The 23,420-nt window shown below is 34.3% G+C and carries 22 protein-coding genes, 2 pseudogenes and 2 other annotated features; of the genes and pseudogenes, 18 read left to right on the top strand and 6 right to left on the bottom strand.

All coding sequences use genetic code 11. The annotated features are described in order from the left end of the window. Positions 1 to 9: 9 nt before the first annotated feature. A complete protein-coding gene (locus tag ACUXVC_RS09600) occupies positions 10 to 456 on the top strand; it encodes a DUF6376 family protein (RefSeq protein ID WP_000695203.1) in 447 nt (148 codons plus the stop codon). A gap of 101 nt (positions 457 to 557) precedes the next feature. Here ACUXVC_RS09600 and ACUXVC_RS09605 read toward each other — a convergent pair. Both ACUXVC_RS09605 and ACUXVC_RS09610 read right to left on the bottom strand, forming a co-directional pair. Next, positions 558 to 812, bottom strand: a pseudogene (locus ACUXVC_RS09605) (hypothetical protein); the annotation flags it as partial. Beyond that, positions 809 to 1,810, bottom strand: coding sequence for a S66 family peptidase (locus ACUXVC_RS09610; RefSeq protein WP_098126078.1), 1,002 nt, complete (start codon positions 1,808 to 1,810; stop codon positions 809 to 811). The pseudogene ACUXVC_RS09605 and the gene ACUXVC_RS09610, both read right to left, overlap by 4 nt. A gap of 206 nt (positions 1,811 to 2,016) precedes the next feature. Here ACUXVC_RS09610 and ACUXVC_RS09615 point away from each other — a divergent pair, with 206 nt between their 5' ends. Both ACUXVC_RS09615 and ACUXVC_RS09620 read left to right on the top strand, forming a co-directional pair. Next, on the top strand, positions 2,017 to 2,970 hold the full coding sequence (locus ACUXVC_RS09615; RefSeq protein ID WP_446026021.1) for a D-alanyl-D-alanine carboxypeptidase family protein: 954 nt from the start codon (positions 2,017 to 2,019) through the stop codon (positions 2,968 to 2,970). 242 nt (positions 2,971 to 3,212) lie between these two features. Continuing rightward, on the top strand, positions 3,213 to 3,815 hold the full coding sequence (locus ACUXVC_RS09620; protein WP_002093949.1) for a nitroreductase family protein: 603 nt from the start codon (positions 3,213 to 3,215) through the stop codon (positions 3,813 to 3,815). 46 nt (positions 3,816 to 3,861) lie between these two features. Here ACUXVC_RS09620 and ACUXVC_RS09625 read toward each other — a convergent pair whose 3' ends face one another. Continuing rightward, positions 3,862 to 4,032: a hypothetical protein gene (locus ACUXVC_RS09625; protein WP_063547083.1), complete on the bottom strand. Its 171-nt coding sequence runs from the start codon at positions 4,030 to 4,032 to the stop codon at positions 3,862 to 3,864. A gap of 742 nt (positions 4,033 to 4,774) precedes the next feature. Between ACUXVC_RS09625 and entFM the strand changes: the two genes are divergently transcribed. Beyond that, complete coding sequence (gene entFM / locus ACUXVC_RS09630; RefSeq protein ID WP_098360771.1) at positions 4,775 to 6,061, top strand: enterotoxin EntFM; 1,287 nt, start codon at positions 4,775 to 4,777, stop codon at positions 6,059 to 6,061. A 99-nt stretch (positions 6,062 to 6,160) separates the two neighbouring features. Here entFM and ACUXVC_RS09635 read toward each other — a convergent pair whose 3' ends face one another. After that, entirely contained in the window at positions 6,161 to 6,925 is a 765-nt protein-coding gene (locus tag ACUXVC_RS09635; protein WP_078993412.1) for an alpha/beta fold hydrolase, read from the bottom strand. Positions 6,926 to 7,165: 240 nt separating this feature from the next. Between ACUXVC_RS09635 and ACUXVC_RS09640 the strand changes: the two genes are divergently transcribed. Genes ACUXVC_RS09640 through hitS form a run of 3 tightly spaced genes read left to right on the top strand, consistent with a single transcriptional unit; the run spans position 7,166 to position 10,714 of the window. Then, positions 7,166 to 8,926 carry an ABC transporter ATP-binding protein gene (locus ACUXVC_RS09640; RefSeq protein ID WP_446026022.1) on the top strand — a complete coding sequence of 587 codons (1,761 nt, stop codon included), beginning with the start codon at positions 7,166 to 7,168 and terminating at the stop codon, positions 8,924 to 8,926. A 40-nt stretch (positions 8,927 to 8,966) separates the two neighbouring features. Beyond that, the gene (gene hitR, locus ACUXVC_RS09645) at positions 8,967 to 9,644 is read left to right on the top strand and encodes an envelope stress response regulator transcription factor HitR (protein ID WP_000612415.1); all 678 of its coding nucleotides are present in this window, start codon (positions 8,967 to 8,969) and stop codon (positions 9,642 to 9,644) included. Beyond that, on the top strand, positions 9,641 to 10,714 hold the full coding sequence (gene hitS / locus ACUXVC_RS09650; RefSeq protein WP_141558596.1) for an envelope stress sensor histidine kinase HitS: 1,074 nt from the start codon (positions 9,641 to 9,643) through the stop codon (positions 10,712 to 10,714). The genes hitR and hitS overlap by 4 nt, the downstream gene beginning before the upstream one ends. A 24-nt stretch (positions 10,715 to 10,738) precedes the next feature. On the opposite strand, the pseudogene ACUXVC_RS09655 reads toward hitS, so the two are convergent. Beyond that, positions 10,739 to 10,807, bottom strand: a pseudogene (locus ACUXVC_RS09655) (DUF3139 domain-containing protein); the annotation flags it as partial. A 196-nt stretch (positions 10,808 to 11,003) separates the two neighbouring features. Here ACUXVC_RS09655 and ACUXVC_RS09660 point away from each other — a divergent pair. The 5 genes from ACUXVC_RS09660 to ACUXVC_RS09680 all read left to right on the top strand — a co-directional run bounded on the left by ACUXVC_RS09660 (position 11,004) and on the right by ACUXVC_RS09680 (position 14,904). Then, a complete protein-coding gene (locus ACUXVC_RS09660; protein ID WP_000818985.1) occupies positions 11,004 to 11,723 on the top strand; it encodes a 3-ketoacyl-ACP reductase in 720 nt (239 codons plus the stop codon). A 147-nt stretch (positions 11,724 to 11,870) separates the two neighbouring features. Further along, the gene (locus tag ACUXVC_RS09665) at positions 11,871 to 12,542 is read left to right on the top strand and encodes an O-methyltransferase (RefSeq protein ID WP_098126076.1); all 672 of its coding nucleotides are present in this window, start codon (positions 11,871 to 11,873) and stop codon (positions 12,540 to 12,542) included. Positions 12,543 to 12,675: 133 nt separating this feature from the next. After that, positions 12,676 to 13,548 (top strand): aminoglycoside 6-adenylyltransferase, encoded by an 873-nt coding sequence (locus ACUXVC_RS09670; protein WP_098126075.1) that lies wholly within the window; start codon positions 12,676 to 12,678, stop codon positions 13,546 to 13,548. Between the two features lie 118 nt (positions 13,549 to 13,666). Further along, the gene (locus ACUXVC_RS09675) at positions 13,667 to 14,494 is read left to right on the top strand and encodes a peptidoglycan-N-acetylglucosamine deacetylase (RefSeq protein ID WP_000291203.1); all 828 of its coding nucleotides are present in this window, start codon (positions 13,667 to 13,669) and stop codon (positions 14,492 to 14,494) included. Between the two features lie 71 nt (positions 14,495 to 14,565). Further along, on the top strand, positions 14,566 to 14,904 hold the full coding sequence (locus ACUXVC_RS09680) for an SdpI family protein (protein ID WP_025118474.1): 339 nt from the start codon (positions 14,566 to 14,568) through the stop codon (positions 14,902 to 14,904). 51 nt (positions 14,905 to 14,955) lie between these two features. Here ACUXVC_RS09680 and ACUXVC_RS09685 read toward each other — a convergent pair whose 3' ends face one another. After that, positions 14,956 to 15,561 (bottom strand): NUDIX hydrolase, encoded by a 606-nt coding sequence (locus tag ACUXVC_RS09685; protein ID WP_053564720.1) that lies wholly within the window; start codon positions 15,559 to 15,561, stop codon positions 14,956 to 14,958. A gap of 81 nt (positions 15,562 to 15,642) precedes the next feature. On the opposite strand from ACUXVC_RS09685, the gene ACUXVC_RS09690 reads away from it, so the two are divergent. The 6 genes from ACUXVC_RS09690 to ACUXVC_RS09715 all read left to right on the top strand — a co-directional run bounded on the left by ACUXVC_RS09690 (position 15,643) and on the right by ACUXVC_RS09715 (position 23,338). Next, on the top strand, positions 15,643 to 16,281 hold the full coding sequence (locus ACUXVC_RS09690) for a pyridoxamine 5'-phosphate oxidase family protein (protein ID WP_053564719.1): 639 nt from the start codon (positions 15,643 to 15,645) through the stop codon (positions 16,279 to 16,281). A gap of 233 nt (positions 16,282 to 16,514) precedes the next feature. Further along, positions 16,515 to 16,746 (top strand) — a binding site (T-box leader). Between the two features lie 115 nt (positions 16,747 to 16,861). Next, positions 16,862 to 17,093, top strand: a binding site (T-box leader). Positions 17,094 to 17,247: 154 nt separating this feature from the next. Beyond that, complete coding sequence (locus ACUXVC_RS09695) at positions 17,248 to 18,543, top strand: homoserine dehydrogenase (protein WP_001066894.1); 1,296 nt, start codon at positions 17,248 to 17,250, stop codon at positions 18,541 to 18,543. Next, complete coding sequence (gene thrC / locus ACUXVC_RS09700; protein ID WP_053564718.1) at positions 18,536 to 19,594, top strand: threonine synthase; 1,059 nt, start codon at positions 18,536 to 18,538, stop codon at positions 19,592 to 19,594. Before ACUXVC_RS09695 ends, thrC begins: the two co-directional genes overlap by 8 nt. After that, positions 19,591 to 20,484, top strand: a complete 894-nt coding sequence (gene thrB / locus ACUXVC_RS09705; RefSeq protein WP_000612682.1) for a homoserine kinase — start codon at positions 19,591 to 19,593, stop codon at positions 20,482 to 20,484. The genes thrC and thrB overlap by 4 nt, the downstream gene beginning before the upstream one ends. 133 nt (positions 20,485 to 20,617) lie before the next feature. Continuing rightward, positions 20,618 to 20,827: a DUF6366 family protein gene (locus tag ACUXVC_RS09710; protein WP_088025281.1), complete on the top strand. Its 210-nt coding sequence runs from the start codon at positions 20,618 to 20,620 to the stop codon at positions 20,825 to 20,827. 207 nt (positions 20,828 to 21,034) lie between these two features. Next, complete coding sequence (locus ACUXVC_RS09715; protein ID WP_098976649.1) at positions 21,035 to 23,338, top strand: glycoside hydrolase; 2,304 nt, start codon at positions 21,035 to 21,037, stop codon at positions 23,336 to 23,338. The last annotated feature ends 82 nt before the right edge of the window (positions 23,339 to 23,420 follow it).

The raw sequence follows: 23,420 nt of genomic DNA on the forward strand, positions 1-23,420 counted from the left end.
GAGTCTAAAATGAAAATAAAATCAATTTTATTAGTATTTATAGTTTCAATTGGTTTAATGGGATGTTCAATAGTGGAAGAAGGAAAGAACTCCATAGATTATGCTCAAAAGGCGACAGACTATGTAAATGAAATAAGTGCATTTGCAAACGATGCACCAGCATTAGCAGAAAAGGCCGTTAATGATAGCGAGGCTCGAAAAGAATTAGAAACGAAGCTTAGTGAAATTAAACAAGATATACCCGCATTCAATGAATTAACGCCACCTGATGTAGCAAAGGATCTTCATCAACAAATCGTCGGATATAACGAAAAGTTAAATACGTTAATTGATACGGCGATGACAAAGATAGAAGAAGGAAAAGTGGATGTAGAGCAATTTAAAAACTCAGAGCTTATGCAGACGGTAGATCAAGTTCGAGATTTGAAAGATAAGGTGCAAAATTTAGGTCAATAGTAAAAAGCTCCGTTTGTGATAAACGGAGCTTTTTATTATTGGATACAATAAACGATTACACCAACGATAATAATAGCTGCACCAAGTAAATGATTCCACTAAATCGTATCTCCAAATAGAAATACTGACCAAAGCATTGACCAAAGCATTGACCAAAGCATTGACCATAGTATAATAATCCCGCGATGTGAATATGCTTTTGAAATTTCGAAATGTTTAATTACTTGTTGCCATAAAATTGCATATCCGAATAAAAGTACAACTAGTCCGAAATAAGCAACAAAAAATGAGATGGAAGCAATGGGAAACTTAGCTGCATGGCTTTTATTGTAAAACAATAGAAGCCATGCATTCATTTTTTCCAAGGTTCTACAATATGTATCGTTTTATTTGTTGCATCCAACTCTACTTGAACACCGATAGGTATAGTAATCATTGGATGTGTATGACAACAATCGAAGTCAGCTAGAAAAGGAATTTTTTGATTTTGAAGTACTTCTAACAGTATTTCAAAAGGTTTTCGATTTGTACCACAATCATCAAATTGCTCATGTTTTCCAAGAATGATAGCTGAAATTTTATCGAATACACCGTTAATTTTAAGGAATGAAAAGCTTCTTTCGATAGTAGCTGCATCTTTTGAACTGTCCTCAATAAAGAGAATATCGCCTTCTTGAATATGTGGCATATAGGGGCTAGCCCAAATTCCTTGTATCGTGTTTAAATTCCCGCCAATAATACGACCAGTAGCTTTTCCGTCAATTACTGAAATCCAATTGTTTGGTCGAAGTTCTTTCTCCTTAGTCTTTTCTTCCCAATTAATAAATTCATCTGACCAAAATAATGGTTGTTTTATATGATAAGGAAGAGATTGATGATGTAGTAAAGTTTCTGCAAAATATTTGTATGTACAATTAACAAAAGGTTCAAATTCGCCAAAGGAAGGGACGAGAGCTGGCCCATAAAATGTAGGGATTCCTGTTTTAGCATAAATTCCTAGTAATAAAGCAGTTGCATCTGAATATCCAATCATTATTTTAGGGTTATTTAGAAAAGCATCATAATCAATATAAGGTAATATTGAATTTGAATTCATCCCACCAATTGTTGACATAATACAAGAAATATTAGGGTTTCTTATCAAGGCATTTAGTTCATCAGCACGCTCTTGTATACTACCAGAACGATAAAAATCATATCGACCTGTTAATGAACCTTCTAATATATGAAACCCTTTCTGTTGTAAGTAAGATTTTGCTCGTCCAAATCTATTTGGGGAAGTGTAGGTTACTGGTGAAGAAGGGGAGTAGATCCCAATTGTGTCTCCATATTTTAATGATTTTGGAAGTAGCATTTGTATGAATCCCTTCTATTAAATAGTTTATTTACAAGATTTTATTGTTGAATATTCTTATATTTCAGTATTATTAGTGTAACATAAATAAATTAAAATAATAATTACTGTATATGAATAAATATACTTTTTACCTTGACTGTATAAAGGAATTGTTGTTAAGGTTAAATGTGAGTGTATAAAAGGTTTGCTAAAGGAGTTTTGAAATGAATCGGTTAAAATGGGGAAGGATGACAGTCCTATTAGTCATTATTTTAGGGATATGTTGGTTCTTATTCCAAGGAAATCAAAAGAGCGTAGCGAATGTAGAAGGACAACCTTTGCAAGTGGCAGAACTACCTAAAGCAGGATTTACTGAAAAAGTAGTCCCGCCAAAGTACATCCCACCAGAAATTAACGCAAAAGCGGCTATGATTATCGATGCGAGTGATGGAGATATTATTTATCAATATAATGAAAATGAAGCTTTTGCACCGGCTAGTATGTCTAAGATGATGACAGCGTATCTCCTACTAGAGAGTATACATAACGGGAAAGTTCGCTGGGAAGATCCAGTTAAAATGAGTGCGAAGGCGGCACAAACAGAGGGAGCGAGAATCCCAGTACAAGTTAATGACACATTAACTGTTAAAGATTTATATCATGCATTAATGATTGAGTCAGCTAATAATTCAGCTGTGGCTTTAGCAGAACATATGGCAAAATCGGAGAAAGATTTCGTTCAGCTTATGGATGCAAAAGCGAAACAGTTAAAAATGTCGGAACATGCTAAATTTGCAAATGCTTCTGGATTACAAGAGCCAGATGGAAGTGAAACAAAAATGACGGCTGGTGATGTAGCACAATTGGCGTATCATCTTATAAAAGATTATCCGGAAATATTAGAAGTGACTCACTTACGTCAAAGTCAGCTAGCATTTAATAATATTAATGTTATAAGCACAAACGACATGTTAAATAAAAATAATAAAAGTTTATATATAGAAGGAATGGACGGACTAAAGACTGGATTTACAGATAGCGCAGGATACTGTTTTACGGGGACTGCAAAGCAAGGTGATAATCGATTTATTACAGTGGTCATGGGGACATCAAGTAAAACAAAACGTTTTACAGAGACAAATAAGTTAATGTCGTATGCATTTGGATTAGTTAATTAAGTAAAATACGAATCTAGATCGCTACATAAGTAAGACTGTTTGTTGTTACTAATTTTAGATAACAACAAACGGTCTTTTTATTTTAACTTTAAAAAGGAAAAAGATTCTAAATACAAGTGTTATCATTTGAGTTTATTTGTTGCTGTGATATTATAAAGTTATAAGCTTATTAATAATAAGTTTGAGGGGCGTAATATGACATATACATATGAAATAGCCTCAATTGAAAATTGGAGGGAATTATGATGGCAAAAGATTTTTACTCAGCAATTGAAGACAGAAGATCTATTTATGCAATTAGTAAAGAGCAAGTAGTTTCTGATGAAAAAATTCAAGAAGTGATTTATCATGCTGTAAAACATACACCTTCAGCTTTTAATTCTCAAAGTGCTCGCGTTGTTGTTTTATTAGGAGAACAACATGATAAATTATGGGATATTACGAAAGAAACATTAAGAAAAATTGTACCTGAAAATAACTTTGCACCTACTGAAGAAAAAATGAATGCATTTAAAAGTGGTTATGGAACGGTTTTATATTTTGAAGACAGTGAAGTTGTGGAAGGCCTTCAAGCAAACTTTGCATTATATAAAGATAATTTCCCAACTTGGTCTCAGCAATCATCAGGAATGTTACAATTTGCAATTTGGACAGCTTTAGAAATTGAAGGGTTTGGTGCTACGTTGCAGCATTACAATCCGCTAATTGATGAAGAAGTGAGAAAAGAGTGGGATGTTCCAGCAAATTGGAAGCTCACTGCGCAAATGCCATTTGGTAAACCGGTAGTACATGCTGGTGAAAAAGAATTCCAACCGTTAGAAAACCGTGTGAAAATTTATAAATAAAATAATTTGATAAAAGGTGAACAGGAATATAACCTGTTCACCTTTTTTATACGTAATAAGGGTTTTTTTGTCCAGCATTTTTCATCTGATTTTTTAATTCATTTTTACGTATTTCAATAGCTGATACTTTTTGTAATGTTATCATTGAAACGAATTGAATAAAAGCATAGTATAGCTCTATATTTTTTTGTATTGGATCATCTATTATATTTCTCACAAATATGCCTCCTCTTTTTATTTCAATAAAACTCGACATGAATGGGAAGTCCGAGTGGTGAGGGCTCTAATAATCATTGGGGATGGATAAAAGCCCTATTGGTTAAAGTTTTACTTTATAAGGGAATGAAAAAATATCAGTTCGCTAAAATTTCAATTTATTTAGATGTGTATATAATACTATGAATATCCTATAAATTCCATGGTTAGAAAAATAGAACAGTTGGTATGATGTGTGTTTTCTTTAAAGGAGAAATGGTTTTTATGAAATAAATCTTACAATTCGTCAAATTATTTCAAAATTGAAGATAGTATAGAAATTTAGTTTTCTAAAAATATTATACTATTGATAAATAGAGTGATTTTTGTCATGATGAAAGTATACTTCATGTAAGGAGCTTTATAAGGAAATACATAATGTGGTTTGTATTAGGTTAATAGAATTTTTTATAGAAGATAGAAAAGCGATGTTTTATATTGAGATATTAAATGAAATGTCGAATTTTCATGCGATATATAAGAAATTTGAAAAAATCATTGCAAAAACACTATAATTAATGATAAAGTTCACATGAAGTTCACACGGATTTCACTTTGTTCATTTAAAATGAACTCTGTGTGAAAAATAAAACTCTTGCTAAAAAATGGAACTGGATGAATATTTTACTTTGATAATATTGTAAAGTATTAAAGTTTTAAGTTTTTTTTAAGAGGATAGTAGGGAAAGGAAGTAAAGACAACTTATGAAAAAAGTAATTGCAGGTTTAGCAGCAGCTTCTGTAGCTGGCGTTGCAGTTCCAGGAATGGATTCTGCTCATGCACAAGTTTCAAATGAAGCGCTAAAAGAAATTAATGGACAAACTCAAACTCAAACGACTGTAACTGAAACAAAAACTGTAGAAACAACTTCTGAATTAAAATACACAGTAACTGCTGATGTATTAAATGTTCGTTCAGGTGCTGGTACAGGACATAACGTTATTTCTAAAGTGAAATCAGGTCAAGTGCTACAAGTAGTTGGACAAGAAAACGGTTGGTTCAAAGTAAACGTAAATGGTCAAACAGGTTATGTAAGTGGTGACTTCGTAACGACTGGTGGCAAAACAGGAACGACTGTTCAACAAGGAACAGGTACTTACACAGTAAACGTTTCTTCACTTAACGTACGTACAGGCCCAAGTACATCTCATACAGTATTAGGTTCTGTAAACAAAGGTAAAACAGTACAAGTTGTAGGTGAAGTACAAGATTGGTTTAAAATCAACTTCAATGGTGGAACTGGATACGTAAGCAAAGACTTCGTAACAAAAGGTGGTTCTGCTGTATCTAACCAAACACAACAACCAACTACAAACAACAATACTACAACAGTTCAAACTGGTGGTTCATATGTTGTTAACACTGGTGCTTTAAAAGTACGTACAGGCCCAGCTACATACAACGCTGTAATCGGTGGAGTAACAAATGGTAAAGTACTAAACGTTACTGGCGCTGAAAATGGCTGGTACAAAATTAACCATAACGGCCGCACGGGTTACGTAAGTGCAGACTTCGTTAAGTTTGTAAAAGGCGGAGTAAACAACGTTACAAATAACAATAACAATAACGTTACAAATAACGTTCAACAACCAGGTAAAGACGTACAAAAACCAACAACAGGTGGAGATACATCTTCAATCGCTGGATTCGCTAGATCTTTAAATGGTTCACCATACAGAACTACTGGTACAACACCTGCTGGTTTTGACTGCAGTGGATTCATTCACTACGTATTAAATCAAACTGGTCATAAAGGCGCTCGTCAAACAGTTGCTGGATACTGGAGCTCTAAAACAAAAACTAGCAATCCACAACCAGGTGATTTAGTATACTTCCAAAATACTTATAAATCAGGTCCTTCTCACATGGGTGTTTACTTAGGAAACGGTCAGTTCATTAGTGCAGAAACAGATGCAACTGGTGTACGTATTAGTTCTGTAAGTAACTCTTACTGGAGCAAGCACCTATTAGGTTACACAAAAGCATACTAAGAAAAAGTAGTTTTATATACTTTTCGTATAGAGAAAAGGCTTTCCAAGGAAACTTGGGAAGCCTTTTTATAGTTGTATAAATTGGAAGTTTAATAGTTTTTATTTTAAATTTCCATTTAAAAATCGATCATATAAGTCATGGAAATAGTTAGGACGAAATAAGTTCGCTGCATGTCCTGCTAAAGGTATTTCCTTATATAGAACGTTAGGTAAAATAGATTTCAAATCAAATAGACAAGATTTATAGAGATGATCATGCTCTCCCATTACCCATAGTATAGGGTGAGGAAGTGATTTTAATTTAGACTTTAAATCGAATTCTAACCGATGCCGTAATGACTGGGCAATAATGGATGAATGTAATTGTAATCCGAAACGGTAGTAAATATTTCTTGAAATGACTGCAAACGGATTTGCTTTTAGTATACCACTTGGAAAAATAGTATTTGCGTATTGAGAGAGCCATTTAGAGTATTCATCCCCTCGCTTCTCCCAAAAATTTTGGAATACGCTATATAAGCGAGAAGGGTTATTGTAATGTCCTCCAATATGACAAATACTTAATACTTTTTCTGGATGTATTTGTGCAAAAATTGTAGAGATGTAACAGCCGTAACTTAGCGCACAAATATGAGCTTTTTTAATACCTTCTTGTTCATATAAGTTTAATAATTGATCTACGAGACGCTGTAATGAAAAGTCGATTGCTTCTCCTTTATCATCACCGTGACCTAATAAGTCATAAGTTATAATGTTGTAGGAGGCAGAAAATCGTTTTTGCTCCTTTTTGAAGGCACGACGATTGCCAACTAATCCATGAATAAAAATAATTGTTTCCTTTTCAGAATGTATATTTGTTTGCAAAAAGGATACTCCTTTCACTAACTGGAGATTTATATCGTGTTTTAAATTATTTATCTATAATTTACATAGAATAATATTAAGTACCAGGTAATAATATCAGATATTTATATCTGTTGTAAAGATGAGTTTTTATGTATATTTTGTAAAAATAGAAAAAGTGTGTTTACATTCAGTTTACATTTGTATCGTATTCTAATTTTAGAAAGAATAGTTTGGTTTAACATGAGGAGATGAACAGGAATGGAAGTTAGAAATGAAATGAAGAAAAAAGGGAGCTGGAGGCAGTTTTTACGCCTTATTCAAGATACAAATCCTCCGAAAGGAATTTTAATTTTTGCGTTATTAATGAGTTTGCTTTCTACGGGAGCGAGTTTATTTATTCCTATGCTAACAAAAGGATTAGTAGATAATTTTTCGCTTTCTTCAATTAGTGCAGGAGAAATTGTTGGGTTAGTTGCTTTCTTTGTAATGCAAACTATTGCGGCAGGGTTGTCTATATATTTACTAAATTATATTGGGCAGAAGATTGTAGCGGGACTAAGAGAACGTTTGTGGAAAAAGGTACTTATCTTGCCGGTATCTTATTACGATCAAAATAGAACAGGTGATACCATTAGCCGTATGACGAATGATACAGGTGTTGTGAAAACGTTAATTTCTGAGCATTTGTCAAACTTATTAACAGGTGGTATTTCAATTGTTGGATCGTTAATTGTATTATTTGTGTTAGATTGGAAAATGACTGCGTTACTTTTAACGGTTATTCCGTTGTCTGTATTAATTTTAGTTCCACTTGGACGAAAAATGTATAAGATTTCAAAAGCGCTTCAAGATGAAACGGCATCTTTTACAAGTGTGTTAACGCAAGTGTTATCAGAAATTCGTTTAGTGAAATCTTCAAATACAGAAAAAAGAGAATATGAAACGGGTAATACAGGCATACAAAAGTTATTACAATTTGGTTTGAAAGAAGGAAAAGTGCAAGCATTAATTTCGCCAGTTATGTCGTTTGTTTTAATGGCACTACTTGTTATTATCGTAGGATATGGCGGGATGAGAGTTTCTAGCGGTGCATTAACAACTGGTGAACTTGTAGCGTTTATTTTGTATTTAGTTCAAATTGTAATGCCGATGAGTCAATTATCTATGTTCTTTACACAATTCCAAAAGGCAATTGGTGCAACGGAAAGAATTAGTACGATTATAGAATATAAAGTAGAAGATCATGAAACTGGTGTGAAAGTGACAAATGCTAAGCAACCGATCGTTCTTGAAAATGTACATTTTGAGTATAACGAAGAAGAGCAAGTTTTGAAAAATATTAATTTCACAATTGAATCTGGAAAAGTGACAGCGATTGTAGGACCAAGTGGTAGTGGGAAAACAACGTTATTCTCATTACTGGAACGTTTTTATGAGCCAACTAGTGGTGCCATTAAATTAGGAAAAGAATCAATTACGAGTTATTCATTACAGTCATGGCGACGTCAAATCGGTTACGTATCACAAGATAGTCCGTTAATCGATGGAACGATTCGTGATAATATTTGTTACGGCGTTGAAGGTGAAGTAACGGATGAAGAAATTGAAAAAGTAGCAGCAATGGCATATGTTGATGCATTTATTCATGACTTACCAAACGGTTATGCAACAGAAGTTGGAGAACGCGGTGTGAAGCTTTCTGGTGGACAAAGACAGCGAATTGCCATTGCCCGAGCGTTACTTCGAAATCCGCAAATTCTTATGCTCGATGAGGCAACTTCAAGCTTAGATAGTAAATCTGAGTCTGTCGTTCAAAAAGCGTTAAATAACTTAATGAAAGGCAGAACAACGTTAGTGATTGCGCATAGACTTTCTACTGTTGTAGATGCAGATAAAATTATCTTTATTGAAAAAGGGAATCTTACAGGTAGTGGTACGCATGATGAATTATTACAGACGCATGATATGTATCGTGAGTTTGCAACGCAACAATTGAAAATTAAAGAGGGTGCATTTTAAAAAAATATATTAGATGCTAAGTAGAAAGGAAATGGTTCCTTTGATACCTAAAATTTTAATAGTAGACGACGATCCACACATTAGGGAACTCGTTTCTGTATTTTTAGAACGAGAAGGTTTTCAAACATATGAGGCAATTGATGGAGTAGATGCACTTCGGAAAATGGATGACGTAAAAGTCGATATGGTTATTCTTGATATCATGATGCCAAATATGGATGGATTTGATGTATGTTTTGAATTAAGAAAATACTATGATATCCCGGTTCTGATGCTAACTGCCAAAGGGGAAACATCACAAAAAGTAAAAGGATTTCACCTTGGAACAGATGATTATCTTGTAAAGCCATTTGACCCTATAGAACTAGTAGTGAGAGTAAAGGCATTATTGAAACGTTACCAAATTACAGTTTCACAATCGATTCAAGTTGGAAATGTATTATTAAATCGTAAAACATTCGAAGTTACATCTGGAGAACAAACGGTTACGTTACCGTTAAAAGAATTTGAGTTGCTCTTTACTTTAGGGTCTAAATCGGGAAGAACTTGTTCGAGAGAGCAATTAATTGAGGAAATATGGGGATATGATTTTGAAGGGAATGAACGTACACTAGACGTTCATATTAATCGGTTACGTGAGAAGTTTCAAGAAGAGCAGTCGAAATTTAGTATTAAAACAATAAGAGGATTAGGGTATCGCTTAGAGGTAAGTAAATGAGAAAAAGAAAACGAATGAGTAAGTTGAAGATGCTGAAAGTATTTGGAGCGGTATTAGCGCTCTTTTCTTTTCTTACTATCATTTGGTCTATCGCATTTTATGTAGCAACTAGTATATTGAATGCTTTTGACGTAAACGTATCGCCATTTGTTGCCTTTCTAATTAGTGATATGGTCGGTTTTGTATTTATTATTCTTATTTGGACATTAATTGGAATATTAATGAGGCCAAAACGAGAGGCAATGATTTGGACTATTATTGAACCGATACAAAAAATTGCAAAAGGAGACTTCTCCGTAAAAATACGAAATGAAGAAAAGTATGATGGAGAAATTGGTGTGCTCGTAAAAAGTATAAATGATATGACAGATGAACTGAATACGATGGAGAAAATGAGACAAGAATTTGTATCGAATGTTTCTCATGAAATACAGTCACCATTAACTTCTATAAAAGGGTTTGCTAGAGCACTACAAGACGATAATCTTTCTGAGGAAAAAAGAAAACATTATCTTACCATTATTGAAACTGAAACAACGAGATTATCTAAACTAAGTCAAAACTTATTGAAGCTAACTCTTTTAGAATCAGAAGAGTATATACCAGAAAGAGTGAGTTATCGATTAGATCAGCAGTTAAAGCAAATTGTGTTAAATAGTGAACCGCTCTGGGCTAAAAAAGAAATCGAGTTAGAACTAGATTTAGAAAAAGTACATGTTATTGCTGACCAAGAAAGTATGAGTCAAGTGTGGATTAATTTAATTCATAATAGTATTAAATTTACTCCAAGCGGTGGCACGATTACTATTCAGTTAAAGGAACATGAAACAGTAGTGGAAGTGCGCATCCGTGATTCGGGAATCGGTATATCAGAAGAACAGAAACAACATATTTTTGAGCGTTTTTATAAAGCGGATTCTTCACGAAATCGTGCCTATGGAGGAAGTGGCTTAGGTTTAGCTATTGTAAAGAAAGTACTCGACCTTCATCAAGGAGAGATAAAAGTGGAGAGTGAGGAAGGAAAAGGTACTGAATTTATTGTGCGTATGCCGAATCATGAAGAGAAATAGTGTTAGAAGGAGAACCTTCTAACACTATTTCTCTTTAAAAATGCATTTACCGTTACTGCAATTATATTGAAAAGCTTTTCCTTCGCTTTTCATACTCATACACTCCCCTATGCTGGATTTGTTTTTATTTTACATGAATAATGGTAAAAAAATGAAACTTATAAATAAAAACTTTCTATAGTTACCTACAAGTAACCTACGCACATGAAAGTGCATCATTGCCTTTTTACATAAACATAGATACAATTTTAATATAATACATAACTGAGATGATTAAGGAGTGTTATACTTGGCAGAATTATTACAAGGCAAAAATGCTTTAATTACAGGAGCAGGTAGAGGGATTGGTCGCGCTGTCGCAATCGCATTAGCGAAAGAAGGCGTAAATGTAGGACTATTAGCTCGTTCAGAAGAAAACTTAAAAGCTGTAGCGAAAGAAGTAGAAGCAGAAGGTGTAAAAGCTGTTATTGCAACTGCTGATGTTTCTTCATACGAAGAAGTGACTACTGCGATTGAAACGTTAAAAAATGGTTTAGGATCTATCGATATTTTAATTAATAACGCTGGTATTTCTAAATTCGGTAAGTTTTTAGAACTAGACGTTGCTGATTGGGAAAAAATCATTCAAGTAAACTTAATGGGTGTATATTATGCAACTCGTGCAGCTTTACCAAGCATGATTGAACAACAATCTGGTGATATCATTAACATTTCATCTACAGCAGGGCAAAAAGGTGCACCTGTAACAAGTGCATATAGTGCTTCTAAATTTGGTGTCCTTGGCCTAACAGAATCGTTAGCGATGGAAGTTCGCAAACATAACATTCGTGTAACAGCTTTAACTCCAAGTACAGTAGCAACTGATATGGCTGTTGATTTAGGATTAACTGATGGAAACCCTGATAAAGTAATGCAAGCAGAAGATATTGCAGAATTTATCGTAGCGCAGCTGAAATTAAATAAACGTACATTCATTAAATCTGCTGGGCTTTGGTCTACTAATCCATAGGAAGTAAATTTAACTTTAAAAGAAGGGATATCTATTCTGTAAGGGGTAGATGTCCCTTCTTTATTTTTTGTATTCGAGACAGAATTTTCGGTATAATCAAAAGTGAATGGTAGAAAGTATTGGAAAATTGAAAGGGGTGGTATTTGCATGAGTGGAATTGAGAAATGGACGGCTGTTGATCAATATATGAGTGATGTATTAATACCGAAAGATTCTACATTAGAAGGGGTTCTTCAAACTAATTCTGCAGCTAATTTGCCAGCACATGATGTATCACCAACGCAAGGGAAGTTTTTACAACTGTTAGTACAAATTCAAGGGGCTCGTAATGTTTTAGAAATTGGCACGCTAGGCGGGTATAGCACGATATGGCTTGCTAGAGCATTGCCATCTGGAGGCCGAGTTGTTACATTGGAAGCAAGTGAAAAACATGCTGAAATTGCACGTAGCAATATTGAGCGTGCTAATTTGACTGATAAAATTGAAATACGAACAGGATTAGCGTTAGATTCTTTACAACAAATAGAAAACGAGAAGTATGAACCGTTTGATTTTATTTTTATAGATGCTGATAAACAAAATAACCCTGCTTATTTTGAATGGGCACTAAAACTATCACGACCGGGTACTGTAATTATTGGGGATAACGTAGTACGTGAAGGAGAAGTTATTGACAATACTAGTACCGATCCTCGTGTACAAGGGATACGTCGTTTCTATGAATTAATAGCTGCTGAGCCACGTGTTAGTGCTACAGCGCTTCAAACTGTCGGAAGTAAGGGATACGATGGATTTGTAATGGCAATCGTAAAAGAATGAGGTGAGGAGATAGATAGAATGAAAAAGATGTTTGAAAAATTATAACATGTATCTTGTATAACGAGATTAGCTCGTGGGCCTCCGACATACATAACACTATATTATATATCAAAAAATTGGAGGCTATAAGTAGATGAGAACTGAAAAAGAAATGCTAGACTTAATTATTAATACAGCAAAAGAGGATGGAAGAATTCGAGCAGTTATCATGAATGGATCGCGTGTAAATCCAAATGTGAAAAGAGATTGTTTTCAAGACTATGATATTATGTATGTTGTAAATGATATACAATCTTTTACGTCTAATCATAATTGGGTTCATAGATTTGGAGAAATAATGATAGTACAAATGCCAGAAGAAATGTCGTTAGTTCAACCAGATGAAGATGGGAAGTTTCCGTATTTAATGCAGTTCATGGATGGGAATCGGATTGATTTAACGCTAGTTCCAGTTGAGTTAATAAAAAAGTTCGTTGGACAAGATAGTTTAAGTAAATTACTTCTCGATAAAGATAATTGTATGGAAGGATTCCCGCCAGCAAGCGATAAAGATTACTTAATAAAAAAGCCTACAGAAAAAGAGTTTTTGGATTGTTGTAATGAATTTTGGTGGTGTAGTACGAATGTGGCAAAAGGGCTATGGAGAGAAGAGCTTTCTTATGCAAAAGGAATGCTTGAGGGACCAGTGCGAGATATGTTCATCGTAATGCTAGAATGGTATATTGGTATGAAAACAGATTTTACAGTTAATGCAGGGAAGTTTGGAAAGCATTTCGAGCAATATATTGAAAAAGATATGTGGGTGCAATTTAAAAGAACATTTTCTAATGCAGAATATGAAAACATATGGGAGTCTTTCTTTGTCATGGGTGATTTATTTAGGGAAGTGGCGAACGAAATCGCTAACAAATATGAATATCAATATCCGCAAGATGATGATGATAAAGTGACGAACTATTTAAAATATGTGAAAGCTTTGCCAAAAGATAGTACATCGATTTATTAATAATAGTAAGCAGTAAGACTGTCCTAATTAAGGACAGTCTTATTTTTGTTTATGAATAACAATTTCTCTAACAAAGTGCAGATGAATCACATATGAAAATTTAGGGAGGTTTTTTATCATGTATTATTTTTATTCGCCAGAAATGTTTGCTCCATATCAATGGGGACTAGAACGAGATGTTTCGTATGCTTATATGCCATATAACTCATTTTATTATGGAGACTATATAAGCGCATTGCCATACGCATATATCCCTCAAAGCTATGAAGTACAAATGAAAGCAGATGATCGTGGATCGTGGACACCATTTACATGGGTTGAAAAATATGCGTACGCATTTTCAGGACCGTATAATAAAGCGGAAGTAGCTCTTACATTTGATGATGGACCAGATTCAGAATTCACGCCAAAAATATTAGATAAGTTAAAACAACATAATGTAAAAGCTACTTTTTTCTTACTTGGTGAAAACGCAGAAAAATTTCCGAATGTAGTAAAGCGTATTGCAAATGAAGGGCATGTAATTGGTAATCATACGTACAGTCATCCGAATTTAGCGAAAGTAAATGACGCTGAGTACCGTAATCAAATTATAAAAACGGAAGAAATATTAAAACGTTTAGCCGGCTATGCTCCTAAATTTATACGTCCACCGTATGGTGAAATACTTGAAAATCAATTGAATTGGGCAACTGAGCAAAATTTTATGATTGTACAGTGGAGTGTTGATACAGTTGATTGGAAAGGTGTAAGTGCCGATACGATTACAAATAATGTGTTAGGGAATTCATTTCCAGGTAGTGTCATACTGCAGCATTCTACTCCAGGTGGGCATTTACAAGGATCTGTTGATGCACTAGACAAAATTATTCCGCAGTTAAAAACGAAAGGGGCACGTTTTGTAACACTTCCAAGTATGTTCCAGACATCGAAAGAAAGAAAGTGAACGTGTTATAAATTGGAAAAATAAGGGTTGTGTCGTATAATGAAAGTGTAAGTTAGGGGGGGATATAATTGATTGATGCACTAGTAAACATAGGAATAAGCATATTGATTGGTATTATTTTTATACTTGCGGCAATTATTCTTCAAAAAAATCCACCGACCGATATTAATGCGGCATATGGTTATCGTACGAAACGATCTATGAAAAATAAGGAATTATGGGATGCGGGTAACAGGTATAGTGCAGAAGTGATGAAGCAAAACGGATTTATCATGATGTTAATTGGAAGTGTTATTAGTATACTGTTTAGATATCCACATACAATAATAGCGATTATAGTGGTTATGCTGTTATTAATCATTCGTTTATTTATACAAGTAGAGAGTAGATTAAAAATACTTGAACAATAATAAAAAAATAGGACTCTACGCAATATTTTGCTAGGAGTCCTATTTTATTTATTAACTATTATTTTTTAATAATTCTTTTCCTTGCTCTATAACAAATTCATAGTATGCAAGATCATACGGATAAATATCTTCAAATGTTATCGTAATCGGTGTATTGTTTAAGACTGAAATAGTCGTTAAAGATGAAATCTCTCCTTTTAATAGTTGTAGAAAAGAAGTTGCATGTACTTTCATCACATCGTCTACTTCTTCACCTGGTGCGAATGGAAGTGGATTGATGACGTTGTGAAAATACATATGACAAAACTCGCGATCAGTAAGATTTGAAATTTCATAATCTATTTTAAAGATTCCCTTGTATGTTAAATCATTAGTTTGAAAGGAAAGCCCTAATTCTTCCTCAATTTCACGAAGACCACCAATTTGTACATCTTCATCATGCATAATATGTCCAGCTGAAGTAATATCCCATATACATGGAGCTTCTTTTTTATTTTTAGAGCGTAATTGGAAATATAAAAACATATCTTCATTATCTTTTTCTACAAACCAGCAATGAAATGTTTCGTGCCAATCGCCGTCACGATGCACTTCATCACGTAATTTCTTCCCAAGTGTATTTCTTTCAGGATCAAATATTGTTAACCACTCTGTCATTTTAATTCCCCTTTCCTCAAATTTTATTATACAATATTTGTATTGAATTTTGGGAAAATAAAGAAAAAGGAGTGGTTATAAGTGGGGATAGAGCGTACGGAAATAAAATCGATTATTTCAACAGAGGAAGAGTTACGGAAAATATTGGGGCAACCAAGTGAGCGAGCATTGAAAAAAGTTATTTCATCATTAGACCACCATTGTGTAGATTTCCTTTCTAAATCTCCTTTTCTAGTATTATCTACTGCAAATAAGTTAGGGGAGTGTGACGCCTCGCCGCGAGGAGACGCACCTGGATTTGTATACGTACTCAATAATAATAAAATTATCATTCCAGAAAGACCAGGAAATCGTCGTATAGACTCCATTTTGAATATTATTTCAAATCCACGTGTAGGACTAATCTTTTTTATTCCAGGTCTTGGGGAGACACTCAGAATAAATGGCCGAGCGTATATTATAAACGACGAAGAAATTTTGAAAGAAATGCAGGCGAATGGACGCAATCCGTTGCTTGGAATTGTTGTTGAAATAGAAGAGTGTTATATTCATTGTGCAAAAGCTTTTATTCGTTCTAAGATGTGGGATCCAGAATCTTGGTTAAATAAAAAAGAGTTACCTTCAGCAGCAAAAATGTTGCTGGAGCATGCGAAAGTGAATACTTCAGAAGAAGATGTTGCACGTTCTTTAGAAGAAAGTTATACAAAAAGATTGTATTAGAAATTTTATTAATATAGTTTTGTAGAGCGGATATGTACGGGTTTTAGAATGGGGAATTTATATATGAACCGTTGATTTATAAAATGGAGAAATAACAAAATAGGTAAATTGAGTGGCGGTTGCATAATGCTATTGTAAAATATTATAAAAAAAATTCTTGAAAATAGTTAGTAAAAATAGGCTTGCTTTTTAAAAAGTTGATAACTATAATAAGTTAACAAATAGACATGAACGAAAAAGTAACGATAAGGACAAGAAATCATTTTTACGGTTTACAGAGAGGGAAGTCTAGGGTGTGAGCTTCCTAACACGAGAAATGGTTTTACCACCTTTGAACTTCAATAGTGAACGAGTAATCTAGTAATTATTGACGGTATCAGCCGTTATCTGAACTTGAGCAATCTAGGAAGAAATACGTCTAGGTTGGAACAAGGGTGGAACCACGAAAACACATTCGTCCCTTTCCTAGGGATGAGTGTGTTTTTTTACGGTTTTAGAGATTGAAAATTTAAAATAATTAAAAAATAGTGTTGATTTTGTTTTTTATGCGAGTATAATGAGTTAACAAATAAACATGAACGAAAAAGTAACGATAAGGACAAGAAATCATTTTTACGGTTTACAGAGAGGGAAGCCAAGGGTGTGAGCTTCCTAACACGAGAAATGATTTTACCACCTTTGAACTTCAATAGTGAACGAGTAATCTAGTAATTATTGACGGTATCAGCCGTTATCTGAACTTGAGCAATCTAGGGAGAAATACGTCTAGATTGGAACAAGGGTGGAACCACGAAAACACATTCGTCCCTTTCCTAGGGATGGGTGTGTTTTTTTATTACTTTGAAGGGAGGTGCGGTAACATGAAACTATTTATAAGTACGGAAATAACCACCACCTGCATGACAAAAAAGCAGAGTAAGGTGATTTATAGGTGTAACAATTAAACTTTTAGGAGGAGATTAGAAGATGAATAACGTTATAAATGTTGGGGTATTAGGTTTAGGCACGGTCGGAAGTGGTGTTGTTCATATTTTGAAAGAACATTATAAAAAAATCGCTCTTGATACAGGATACGAAGTGAAAGTGAAAACAGTCGTTGTACGTGATTTGGAAAAAGAACGCGATGTTTGTATTGACGGAATTGCAGTCACAAGTCATGCAGATGAAGTTCTAAATGATTCAAATATTGATATTGTAGTAGAGGTAATGGGCGGAATTGAAGAAGCAAAACAGCATATTGTTAAGGCTTTAGAAAATAAAAAACATGTCGTAACAGCAAATAAAGATTTAATGGCTGTATATGGTGCAGAGCTTCTTCAACTGGCAAACGATAATGATTGTGATTTATGTTATGAAGCGAGCGTAGCAGGCGGTATTCCAGTGTTAAGAGGACTAACTGACGGGCTAGCATCAGATCAAATTGAAAAAATAATGGGAATTGTAAATGGTACAACAAATTATATGTTAACAAAAATGAGTCAAAATGGGTGGTCTTATGAAGAGGCTTTACAGGAAGCGCAAAAATTAGGTTTTGCAGAATCGGATCCGACAGCAGATGTAGATGGACTAGATGCGGCGCGAAAGGTAGCAATTCTTGCAAACTTAGGTTTTTCGATGAATGTTTCATTAGATGATGTGCAAGTAAGAGGGATTCGAAAGGTTGAAAAAGAAGATTTACAAATGGCTGAAAAGTTAGGATTTACTATGAAGTTAATTGGGAAAGCAGAAAAACAAGGATCAGCCATTCATTTAAGTGTAGAACCGACACTTTTACCAAGTCGTCATCCATTATCGAATGTAAATAATGAATTTAATGCAGTATATGTTCACGGTCAAGCGGTAGGAGAAGTAATGTTTTACGGACCTGGAGCTGGAAAGTTGCCAACTGGTTCTGCTGTAGTAAGTGATATTATTTCCATCGTTAAAAATATGAATCAAGTGCCGAAAAATAAAAGTGCGTTAAAAGAACCAGTTCCTTATGAATTACAAGGTGATGAAGAAGTAGTTTCGAAATATTTCTTGCGTATTTCATTACGAGATGAGCCTGGGATGTTACAAAAAATAACAGAATGTTTCGTTAATTACTCTGTAAGTTTAAAAGAAGTTATTCAATTACCTTTAAACCGTGAACTGGCAGAAGTTGTTGTTGTGACACATCGAACTTCCAAGTATCAATTCGAACGAGTTTTAGGAGCGATAGAAGCTGTCGCAAGTGAAATAAACAGTTACTACATTATTGAGGAGGAAAAACAATATGTATAAAGGACTATTAAAACAATATGCTTCTTATTTACCGGTGAATGAAAACACACCTGATGTCAGTTTAATGGAAGGAAACACACCTCTTATTCCGTTATTAAATATATCAAAGCAATTAGGGATTCAGCTATATGGTAAGTACGAAGGAGCGAATCCGACAGGTTCTTTTAAAGATCGTGGTATGGTGATGGCAGTTGCTAAGGCGAAAGAAGAAGGTTCAGAAGCAATCATTTGTGCATCAACAGGTAATACATCAGCATCAGCTGCAGCATATGCGGCACGTCTTGGGATGAAATGTATAATCGTAATCCCTGAAGGAAAGATTGCGCATGGAAAATTAGCGCAAGCGGTCGCTTATGGAGCTGAAATTATTTCAATAGAAGGGAATTTCGATGATGCACTTAAGGCTGTAAGAAATATTGCTGCAGAAGAGCCGATTACATTAGTAAATTCAGTGAATCCTTATCGAATTGAAGGACAAAAAACAGCAGCATTTGAAATTTGTGACCAATTGCAAAATGCACCAGATGTTCTAGCTATCCCTGTTGGGAACGCAGGGAATATTACAGCATATTGGAAAGGCTTCTGTGAATATGAGAAAGAAAAAGGTTATAAGAAGCCAAGAATTCATGGCTTTGAAGCAGAAGGAGCAGCGGCAATTGTAAAAGGGCATGTAATTGAAGAGCCTGAAACAATTGCAACAGCAATTCGCATTGGTAACCCAGCAAGTTGGTCGTATGCAGTAGAGGCTGCCGAGCAGTCTTGTGGTGAAATAGATATGGTATCAGATGAAGAAATTTTACATGCGTATAGGTTATTGGCAAAAACTGAAGGAGTTTTCGCTGAACCAGGATCAAATGCTTCATTAGCCGGCGTAATTAAACATGTTAAATCTGGAAAAATCAAAAAGGGAGAAACAGTTGTTGCAGTATTAACTGGAAATGGTTTGAAGGATCCTGATATCGCTATTTCTTCAAATCAACTAGACATCGCAAGTGTGTCAAATGATATAGAACAAATTAAAGATCATATTAAAGGGGTGATTATGTCGTGATACCATTAAGTGTTCGTGTCCCTGCTAGTACGGCGAATGTTGGTCCTGGATTTGATTCAGTTGGAATAGCTTTGTCATTGTATTTAGATGTGGTGGTTAAAGAAAAAGCTGATAAATGGCAAGTAATCCATTCCTTTGAAGAATCAATTCCGACAGACGATAAAAATTTAATCGTTAGCACGGCATGTAAAGTATGTCCTTCTATATCACCCCATATAATAGAAGTTACTAGTAATATCCCATTAACAAGAGGGCTAGGAAGTAGTGCATCAGCGATTGTAGCTGGGATAGAGCTTGCGAATCAACTAGGCAATTTGAACTTAACTGCTGATCAAAAAGTTCAAATTGCTACAAATTTTGAAGGACATCCTGATAATGTTGCTGCTTCTATATTAGGTGGAACTGTAATCGGAGCACTTGATGGAAAGGATATTTCCGTCGTAAGAATTGAGAGCAAGGAATTAGGGGTAATTTCTCTTATTCCGAATGAAGAATTAAATACAGATGAAAGTCGCTCTGTATTACCAAAGATGTTTCCGTTTCATGAGGCAGTTAAAGCTAGTGCGATAAGTAACGTATTAGTAGCTGCATTATGTCAAAAGCGGTGGGAAGTTGTAGGTGAAATGATGGAGAGAGACCATTTTCACGAGCCATATCGTTTAGAACTCGTACCGTTATTACCATCTATTCGTAAATGCGCAAAAGAATTTGGTGCGTACGGCACAGCACTTAGCGGTGCGGGACCATCTATTTTTATATTAACGCCATATGAGAAACGTCAAGAAATCGCTGAGCAATTAGCGAGAGTATTTACAGATATGAAAGTATGTGAGCTTGAAATCGACCATAAAGGTATTATTGTAAATAAGGAAGAGCATATTGGATCGTAAAGAAAGCTGGCATGGCTAGCTTTCTTTACGTTGCAAACCTATTTTAAATTAGGTTTTTTCGGAAAAAAATATAAAACAAATGTTGATTTTGAATAATGTAAGTAAAGAGTGTATTCATTTTGGAGGTGATTAAATGAATAAAGAGTCACCAGAAGAAAAAAGAGAGCGTATGAGACAAAGTGAATTAAAAAGTAATCCTACGGGTTCTTTACATGACGGACTCAATAGAGCGGAAACAGGTAGTCCAGTTGATATAGCAGGCGGTATGAATTGGAAAGCTACAGGGATAATCATTTTAGTACTACTTTTAGGATACATTGTATACACTTATTTTTTCAGTTAAAGAATGCTTGTTAAAATTTTGATTTGTTTAGTTTCATAATTGTTGAGAAAAAATGCAGTTACTGTATTACATATCTTCTAAGCAAATTATAGTTGTTCATATCAACTTTTAATACTCCAAATAGAGCTAGCAAAATGCTAGCTCTATTATTTTTTGCCACATTCCTGTAACAAACCACCTGTATATTCATTGGTGGAGGTGCAGAGGATGAAAAAAATGATAGCGATATGTCTTCTAACAACTATGCCATTTTCGACTTTAGTCGGTTGTGACGTAAAAGGTAGTAATGCTGTACAAGAGTCTAAAATAAAGAAATCGACGTATAAAGATTTTACTTATGATGTAAATCCAGAAACATTCACATTAACTGTAGAACATGAGGGGGTAAAGGAACAGGCATCACAACCCCTACCGAAAATGAAGGTATCGAATGTAAAAAAAGAAAAGGATCGTACATCGTGGGAATATCCAGATCAAAAAGTGAAAATAAAATTAGAAAAGAAAAAAGACCACTTAAACATTGAAGTGGAATCGACTGGTGCAGAAAGCTTTACATGGCCGAAAGTAGAAGCTGAAAATTATACACTTCCGTTATGGGAGGGTAAGCAAATTCCGAGCAATGATGAGAATTGGAAGAAGTTTTTAAAGGATGATGCATATTCATTTGCTGAATCATTTTCTATGAAGTTTTTCGCATTAAATGGTTCGAAATATTCAATTGTATATATTGCAAACAATATGTTTAATAATGAATTGAAATTTCATTCGGATCCGAAAATAGGATTTGATTTTACACATGAATTTCCGAGCATAAATAAAAATAAAACATATGGATTTCAATTATATGTGACAAATAATGATGCGGTAAGCATTGCTAAACTGTATAAGGATGATATTGTTCGAAAAGGTGAATTTAAAACATTACAAGAAAAGGCTAGAAAAAATAAAGAAATCGAAAAGTTATATGGAGCGGCGCATTTTTATTTTTGGAATCAAAATGGTTTATCAGAAAGTAATATAAATTGGCCAAAACTAAGGGAACAAATAAATAGCTCGCTGTTTAGTCATTTAAAAGAACTTATTCAAAAGAATAGTTCAGAGCCTGGGGAACTGAATGTATTAGATCAAGTAAGTAAACAAGATTTCATTGATAAGTATCAAAAAAATGTTATTTTACGTTATACAAACGAAGTATTATCCATGAAGGAATTTTATAAAGAGGATATTTTTCAAAACGTTGATCAGGAAGCTAGTGTGCTATTAAAGAAAGGTGTAGGTCACTTAACGAACACAGAATTGTATAGCTTAAATAAGCATTTATTAAAGTCGCTACTTGGTGATGCGGTTGAAGAGGTAAGTAAATGGGGTAATGCAGATGGAACGGACATACTAAAGGAAATGAAAGAGGTAGGAATAGAAAATGCGTGGATTGGTCTGCCGAACTGGGAACAAGGATTTATGCAACCTAATTTCGTGACAAAAGCTAAGGAAATGGGGTATTTAGTTGGTCCGTATGATTCATATCATTCCATTCACGAAAAAAGTGATAAAAATTGGAACACAGCATCCTTTAATGACCCATCACTATATGATGAGGCTACTGTAACGAAGAAAAACGGAGAAAAGGTGCAAGGCTTTTTAGGCAGAGGTCGCAAGTTAAACCCGACTTTATCACTGCCTAGTGTAAAGGAACGCATGAATGATATATTACAAAATGGTCCTAAATATAATTCATGGTTTATTGATTGTGATGCGACAGGTGAAATTTACGATGACTATTCAGCGAAACATATAACGACACAAGAACAAGATTTAAAAGCACGTTTAAAACGAATGGACTACATTGCGCAAGAAAAGGGTATGGTCGTTGGTTCTGAAGGTGGAAATGATTTTGCTAGTAGTACGATTGCATTTGCACACGGAATTGAAACACCTGTTATTAAATGGGACGATGAAGATATGCGGAAAAATAAAACAAGTCCGTATTATGTCGGTGGATATTGGTCACCAAATCAAAATGTTCCCGAAAAATATGCAAAACAAGTACCATTGAAAGAAGAATATAAACAAGTATATTTAAACCCAGTATATTCGGTACCATTATATAAATTAGTATACAATGATTCCGTTATTACAACGCACCATTGGGAATGGGGAAGTTTAAAGGTAAAAGGTGAAGTTGGAAATCGAATGCTGTCTGAATTATTGTATAATGTTCCTCCGTTGTACCATTTAGATGAAGTAGAGTGGAATAAACATAAAAAAGAAATTACAGAGCATCTAAAAGTTTGGAATGAAGTTCATGAAAAAGCAGTAAAAGAAGAGATGACGAATTTTGCGTATTTGTCAGAAGATAAGCTAGTACAATCTGTTTCTTATGGAAAAAATATTAAAATCATTGTGAACTTCTCAAATGAAGACATGGAAGTAGAAAAAACGAAAATAAAAGCAAAGTCGGCTTTTATTGATAATCAGGGGAAGAAAAGCATGTATACGCCGCTTGAGAAATAATAACGTGAAATATACTGTATTCATAGAGGTTTTATCATTAGCTGGACTCTTTATTCATATCGTTTATCTGGAAAAAGATATC

The organism is Bacillus sp. N6 (genome assembly GCF_052805735.1).